General features: G+C 56.4%; 6 protein-coding genes. 5 read left to right on the forward strand and 1 reads right to left on the reverse strand.

Going from position 1 to position 6,770, the window contains the following annotated elements:
* Positions 1–127 precede the first annotated feature (127 nt).
* A complete protein-coding gene (locus tag A936_RS17440) occupies positions 128–1,030 on the forward strand; it encodes a LysR substrate-binding domain-containing protein (RefSeq protein WP_008460117.1) in 903 nt (300 codons plus the stop codon).
* 129 nt (positions 1,031–1,159) lie between these two features.
* On the opposite strand, the gene A936_RS17445 is transcribed toward A936_RS17440, so the two are convergent.
* Positions 1,160–1,459 (reverse strand): CBU_0592 family membrane protein, encoded by a 300-nt coding sequence (locus tag A936_RS17445; RefSeq protein ID WP_008460118.1) that lies wholly within the window; start codon positions 1,457–1,459, stop codon positions 1,160–1,162.
* Positions 1,460–1,651: 192 nt separating this feature from the next.
* Here A936_RS17445 and A936_RS17450 point away from each other — a divergent pair, with 192 nt between their 5' ends.
* Genes A936_RS17450 through A936_RS17465 form a run of 4 tightly spaced genes read left to right on the forward strand, consistent with a single transcriptional unit; the run spans position 1,652 to position 6,641 of the window.
* Positions 1,652–3,241 carry an ABC transporter substrate-binding protein gene (locus A936_RS17450; protein ID WP_008460120.1) on the forward strand — a complete coding sequence of 530 codons (1,590 nt, stop codon included), beginning with the start codon at positions 1,652–1,654 and terminating at the stop codon, positions 3,239–3,241.
* On the forward strand, positions 3,241–4,188 hold the full coding sequence (locus tag A936_RS17455) for an ABC transporter permease (RefSeq protein WP_008460122.1): 948 nt from the start codon (positions 3,241–3,243) through the stop codon (positions 4,186–4,188). Before A936_RS17450 ends, A936_RS17455 begins: the two co-directional genes overlap by 1 nt.
* 3 nt (positions 4,189–4,191) lie before the next feature.
* On the forward strand, positions 4,192–5,022 hold the full coding sequence (locus A936_RS17460; RefSeq protein ID WP_008460123.1) for an ABC transporter permease: 831 nt from the start codon (positions 4,192–4,194) through the stop codon (positions 5,020–5,022).
* The gene (locus A936_RS17465) at positions 5,019–6,641 is read left to right on the forward strand and encodes an ABC transporter ATP-binding protein (protein ID WP_008460124.1); all 1,623 of its coding nucleotides are present in this window, start codon (positions 5,019–5,021) and stop codon (positions 6,639–6,641) included. Before A936_RS17460 ends, A936_RS17465 begins: the two co-directional genes overlap by 4 nt.
* Positions 6,642–6,770: the final 129 nt, after the last annotated feature.

Consider the following 6,770-nt stretch of genomic DNA (forward strand, 5'->3'; position numbering starts at 1 on the left):
CTGAGCGGATGCATTCACGCATGGCCGCATGAGAAGCCTGATGTATTTCTAATGCATCAGGCTTGTCAGTTCTTGCCTTCCTTATTAGTGTGTTATGACCGTGCCGTTGCCTTCTAAGGCTTCTTTGATGCAGATCGAGCCTCTACCGCCCCTGAATACCCTTATCGCCTTCGAATGCGTGGCCCGCTATGGCAACATTTCTCGTGCGGCGGAGGAGTTAAACCTGACGCAAAGCGCGACCAGCCGGCAAATTCTGCAGCTGGAAGAGATGCTCGGCTGCAAGCTATTTACCCGAACCCAGCGGCGAGTGCTGCTCACGCCACGCGGTGAAGCTTATGCCGAGCGGGTCAGGCAGCAGCTGGCGGCCCTGTCGCATGCCACGGCAGAAGTGATGGGCTGGACCGGGTTGCCACAGGTCACTATCGCCTGTACCAGCGCTATGAGTTCGCTGTGGCTGTCATCCCGGCTTTCTGCCCTGCATCGTGAGCTGCCAGATTTGCAGATTCGCATGAAAATTACCGACAACTTCTCGGAGCTGCGTTCATCGGAATTTGATCTGGCTATTTTTTACCTGCGAAGCGTGCCCGTCGGTTTTCACGCCACGCCGCTCTTCGATGAAGTCTGTTACCCCATGTGCTCCCCGGCTTTTCTGTCCCGCATTGGTTCAGACGCACCGGCGGAAGCGCTGCTGCAGCACACGCTGCTGATTCAGGACGATCCCCAGCGGGAGTGGACCGGGTGGAGCGACTGGTTTGCTTCGCAAAATGTTTTGAGCTTTGTGCCAGGGCAAACCTGGCGAGCCAATAACTATCCGTTTTTGGTGGAGACGGCGGTGCGCGGCGACGGGATATTACTCGGCTGGGAAGGGCTGGTGCAGGATTATCTTAACCGGGGCGAGCTTGTCGCGGCGCACCCTGGCAAGCTGGCCGCCGCCAGTAAATGTTTCCTGCTTATCCCCCAGGATCGCTACATGAAGCCGATTGTTCGCCATGTGATGAGCTGGCTACAGCGCCAATCTTTGACGGAATAAGCAGAAAATAGATGTAAATCACATAAGACGATTATTTTAATATTTTGGTCATCAATAAATTATCTGCTTATTTTATTAGCCATAACGTTTTCTTATACAATACGACGGGAAATAAGTGATGAATCACATTTAATCCTTTGGTTTATTTATCGTCTCTAAATCCAAAGGCACTATTTTATTTTTCATCTCTGCGCGTCGACGATAAGAAGTATGCATACCTACAAGTGTGAAAACCAGCCACATCGACTGCGATATTACCGACGCTAAATTAAAATCATGGCTAAGAGAATACAGCCCGCCCACGCAGCCTGCGATGTTGAGTACAGCATAACCATTTGAATCTATTGATAGCCTTCGCATTTGGACCAGGGCGTATGCCAGCAGGTAACAAAACACGCCAATTAAACCTACAAGGGTATGCAGTTCCACTTTTTCTTTCCTGATGTGACTCCGTGAACGGGAAATTATCTTTTTTGCCGTGGTTCTGCCGTGCATTTTTTTCATAGTCTGATACGAAAAACTCATGCCTCAGTGTTTAGCTGTTTTGATATAAATCATAAATAGATGTGCTATGGCATCTGGCCGGTGGTCAGACAAACAAATAATAACGGAGAAAAATAAATGAAAGACGATCGTTCAGACGAAAAAAAATACCTGCAGGGCGTGAGCATGAGCCGCCGTTCATTTATCAATACGGCGGCGCTGATTGGTATGGGCAGTGCGTTATCGCTGTCGCCGCTGGCGGGTTTTGCTGCCGAAGCGACGCCTAAAAAAGGGGGCGTGCTGAAGCTGGGCATGTCGGGCGGCAATACCAGCGATTCTCTGGATCCCACGCTCTTTAGCGACTGGGTGCCGCTTAACCAGGCATACATGCTGATGAACGGCCTGGTGGAAATTGATGAGAATAACCAGGCCACGCCGGAGCTACTGGAAAGCTGGGAAGCGAAGCCGGGCGCGCAGGAGTGGACCTTTAAAGTGCGTCAGGGCGTGACCTTCCACAACGGCAAGGCGCTTACCGTGGAAGACATCCTTTACTCGATTAACCTCCACCGTGGCGATCAGTCTCGCAGCGCCATTAAAACGCAGCTGGCGGCCATCAAAGATCTGAAGAAGAGCGGTGAGAACGAAATTACCCTGACGCTGGACAGCGGCAACGCCGACTTGCCGTTCCTGCTGGCGGACTACCACCTCGTTGTGGTGCCGGACGGCTTTACCGACTGGAAACACCCGATTGGCACCGGCGGCTTCGTCTTTGATCAGTACCAGCCGGGCGTGCGTTCCTATTTCAAACGTAATCCGAATTACTGGAAGCCAAACCGCGCGTTTGTGGACGCCGTTGAAGTGCTGGTGATCAACGATGCGACCGCGCGTACCAACGCCCTTATTTCGGGCCAGGTCCACGCCATCAACCGCGTGGACTTTAAGACCGTCGATTTCCTGAAGCGCAGCCCGGCGCTGAACATCGTGCGGGCGGCCGGCGGGCAGCATTTCACCTTCCTGATGGACTGCCGCGTATCACCGTTCAACAACAATGACGTTCGGACGGCGATTAAATACGGCATCGATCGCGAGAAATTACTGGCCACCGTGCTGCGGGGTTACGGCACGCTGGGCAACGATCATCCGATCCCGAAAACCGATCGCTTCTTCAATAAAAGCCTGGAACAGCGCGCCTACGATCCTGACAAGGCTAAGTTCTTCCTGAAAAAAGCCGGGCTAAGCGCGCTGCCGCTTGAGCTGTCGTCCTCTGATGCTGCCTTTGCCGGGGCATTGGATGCCGCCGCATTGTTCCAGGGGGAAGCCGCTGCAGCGGGGATTCAGGTCAGCATCAAACGCCAGCCGGCAGACAGCTACTGGGATGACGTCTGGATGAAAGCGCCGTTTAGCATGGGCTACTGGGGCGGGCGTCCAACGGCGGATCAGATGTTCTCCACCGCCTGGCAGTCCACCGCCAAATGGAACGATACCCACTGGAAGAATGACAAGTTCGACAGCCTGCTGATTCAGGCGCGATCGCTGCTTGATGACCAAAAGCGGGCAGAGATCTACGGGGAGCTGCAAAGCATTGCCCGGGATGACGGCGGCGCGATGATCCCGCTGTTTGGCGACTATCTGGACGCCACCAGCAAAAAAGTCGGCGGTGTGAAACCTCATCCGCTCTTCAACTTTATGGGTGGCCGCCTGGCTGAACGCGTCTGGCTGGAGTCGTAATGAAAAAACAGATCCTTCATCGTTTATTGCTGGGCGTGCTGACGCTGTGGCTGGTTTCGGTTCTGATCTTCGTCGGCACCGAGCTGTTGCCCGGCGACGTGGCGAGCGCCATCCTCGGCCAAAACGGCACGCCGGAAACCATCGCCGCGCTGCGTCTCCAGCTTGGGCTGGATCAGCCGGCGGTTTATCGCTATCTGCATTGGCTGTCCGGCGTCTTGCACGGTGATTTAGGCACTTCGCTTGCCAACAACCAGCCTATTGGCGCCGAGCTGCTGCCTCGTCTGGCGAACACGCTGTTTCTTGCGCTATATGCCGCGCTGATCGCGATTCCGTTGGCGGTCGTATTGGGGATTGCTTCTGCGGTGTGGCGCGGTTCCTGGTTTGACCGCCTGGCGAACACGCTGACGCTGATGAGCATTTCGGTGCCGGAGTTTTTTGTCGGCTACGTGCTGGTGATCTTCTTTGCGATTCGCCTGGCCTGGTTCCCCAGCCTCGCGCTGGTCGACCCGGATGCCAGCCTTCTCGACAGGCTCTATGCCTGTACGTTGCCGATGCTGACGCTGGTGCTGGTGGTGCTGGCGCACATGCTGCGCATGACGCGGGCTTCCGTCGGCGCGGTGATGTCCAGCAGCTACATCGAAACGGCGCTGCTAAAAGGGCTTTCCCGCTGGCGCATTGTGCTCAGCCACGCGCTGCCCAACGCGCTCGCGCCAATCATCAACGTGATTGCTTTCAACCTGGCCTATCTGGTGGTGGGCGTCATCCTGGTTGAGGTGGTCTTTGTTTATCCGGGCATCGGGCAACTGATGGTGGATGCGGTGACAAAACGAGATTTGCCGGTGGTGCAGGCCTGCGGGCTGCTTTTTGGCGGGACTTATATCCTGCTGAATACGGCGGCAGATCTGCTGGCCATTTGGTGTAACCCACGACTGCGGCATGCGAGGTAGGCCATGAAAAATATCAAAATTCGCACGGTGCCGCTGTCGGCAATATTAGGGTTGACCATCATCGCCGTCAATTTGATTGCCGCGCTTTTTGCGCCCTGGCTGGCGCCGCACAGCGAAACGGCTCAGGTGGGTGACATCTGGATGCTGCCGTCGAGTTCAATGCCGTTCGGCACCGACAGTCTTGGGCGAGACATGCTGTCGCGTATTCTGTTTGGCGCCCGAACCACCATTGCGATTGCGCTGGCGATCACCGCTATTTCATTTGTGGTGGGCATTATTACCGGTTTTACCGCCGCGATTTACGGGCGCTGGGTGGACGTCGTGCTCACCCGTATCGTCGATACGCTGATGTCGATCCCGGTGCTGATCCTGGCGCTGATCGTCCTGTCCGTGCTGGGGACCTCTATTCCGGTGCTGGTCGGAACCATTGCGCTGTTAGACGCGACTCGCGTTTTCCGTCTTGCTCGTCTGGTCGCGCAGGGGATCGTTTGCCTTGAATATGTTGAGGCGGCGCGCCTGCGTGGGGAAGGGCTGTGGTGGATCGTCCGTAAAGAGTTTCTGCCTAACGCGATGCCGCCGCTGCTGGCGGAATTCGGTATGCGTTTCTGTTTTACCTTCCTGTTTATTGCCGGGCTGAGTTTCCTTGGGCTGGGCATTCAGCCACCGTGGGCGGACTGGGGCAGCATGGTGCGTGACAACGCACAGGCCATCAATTTTGGCCAGTTTGCTCCGCTGTACCCCGCTGCGGCTATTGCCCTGCTGACGATAGGCGTCAACCTGGTGGTCGACTGGCTGCTGGTGCGTAACAACCTTTCGCTGGGAGAAGAGGGATGACACAACCGATTTTACAGATGCGTGATTTACGCATTGAAACCGAGCAGGGGCTGCCGCTGGTGAAAGGCGTCTCTCTCTGCCTGATGCCTGGCGAAGTTCTGGGGCTGATTGGCGAGTCCGGCGCGGGGAAATCAACTATCGGTCTTGCGGCCCTGGGCTATGCCCGACCTGGCTGCCGGATTGCGGGCGGTGAAGTGCTGGTGGGCGGGCAAAATATTGTGGCGCTATCCAGCAAAGAGAAACGTGAGTTTCGCGGTAAGCGCGTGGCCTATGTGGCGCAGAGCGCCGCCGCCGCGTTCAACCCGGCGCTGACCATCGGCAAGCAGGTTTGTGAAGGGCCGCTTCGCCATGGCCTGATGAGTCCGGAAGAAGCCCAGGACTGGGCCGTGACGCTGTTTAAAGCGCTTGATCTCCCGGAGCCTGAAGCTATCGGCCAGCGCTATCCACATCAGCTCTCGGGCGGGCAGCTGCAGCGAGCGATGGCGGCGATGGCGATGTCCTGCAAGCCTGATGTCCTGGTCCTGGATGAACCGACCACCGCGCTGGATGTGACGACGCAAATCGAAGTGCTGGTGATGCTGCGCAAACTGGTCAGAGAGTTTAATACCGCCGCGCTGTATATCACTCACGATCTGGCGGTTGTCGCACAGATTGCCGACCGCATTATGGTGCTGCGACAGGGGAGCGAAGTGGAGTGCGGCAGCACCGTCGATATTCTGCAGAAGCCAACAGAAAGCTACACGCAGCGACTGGTGTCCGAACGCGCCCACGCTTTAACGCCGGTGCATGCCGAAAGTAAACCTGAAGGGCAGCTACTGGCGTTGAATAATCTCTCTACGGGCTACAACGGTAAAACGGTCGTCCACAACGTTTCCCTCAGCATTGCCAAAGGAGAAACGATGGCCATTATCGGCGAGTCCGGGAGCGGGAAGAGTACGCTGGCCCGGGCGCTCTGCGGCCTGCTGACTGACACGAAAGGCAGCGTTACCTTTGCTGACAAGGTGCTGGCCAACCGTTACCCGCAGCGTGATAAAGAGACGCTGCGCCGTATCCAGATGATCTATCAGTTGCCCGATGTGGCGCTTAACCCAAGGCAAACCGTGCTGGAGGCGATTGGCCGCCCGGTAGCGTTCTATTTTGGCCTTGATAAACAGCAGGTTCGCGCGCGGGTTCTGGAACTCCTGAAACTGACTGAACTCCCTGATTATCTGATTGATCGCTATCCTGGCTCGCTTTCCGGGGGGCAGAAGCAGCGCGTGTGTATTGCACGAGCGCTGGCCGCGAAGCCCGATCTTATCATCTGCGATGAAGCAACCTCCGCCCTTGACCCGCTGGTGGCGGAAGAAGTGCTGAAATTGCTGAGAAACCTGCAGGAACAGCTGGGGCTGTCTTATCTGTTTATCACCCACGACCTGAGCACGGTAAAACGCATTGCTCAGCAGGTTGCCGTGATGTATCAGGGCAACGTCGTCGCACAGGGCCCAACCGCGCAGGTATTCAGCGCACCAATGCACAGTTACACCGAGAAACTGCTGACTTCCGTGCCGGAAATGCGCCCTTCCTGGCTGGATGAGGTGCTGGGTCAGCGTCAGTTAAACGCGATGGCAGGAGCTTCATGAAAACTCTTATTACGCAATTCCCTCACAGCGTGAGCGTGACGGAACATTTGTGGATTGTTTTGAAAGACGGAACTCGGCTGGCGGCGCGTATGTGGCTACCTTTATCGGCTTCGCAGCAGCCGGTGCCCG

It is taken from the genome of Enterobacter sp. Ag1 (genome assembly GCA_000277545.1).
In the GTDB taxonomy this organism is placed as follows: Bacteria; Pseudomonadota; Gammaproteobacteria; order Enterobacterales; family Enterobacteriaceae; genus Cedecea.

Coding starts and splice junctions, on each gene's coding strand:
- A936_RS17440 (WP_008460117.1), top strand. CDS start 128: ATGCAGATCGAGCCTCTACCGCCCCTGAATACCCTTATCGCCTTCGAA.
- A936_RS17450 (WP_008460120.1), top strand. CDS start 1,652: ATGAAAGACGATCGTTCAGACGAAAAAAAATACCTGCAGGGCGTGAGC.
- A936_RS17455 (WP_008460122.1), top strand. CDS start 3,241: ATGAAAAAACAGATCCTTCATCGTTTATTGCTGGGCGTGCTGACGCTG.
- A936_RS17460 (WP_008460123.1), top strand. CDS start 4,192: ATGAAAAATATCAAAATTCGCACGGTGCCGCTGTCGGCAATATTAGGG.
- A936_RS17465 (WP_008460124.1), top strand. CDS start 5,019: ATGACACAACCGATTTTACAGATGCGTGATTTACGCATTGAAACCGAG.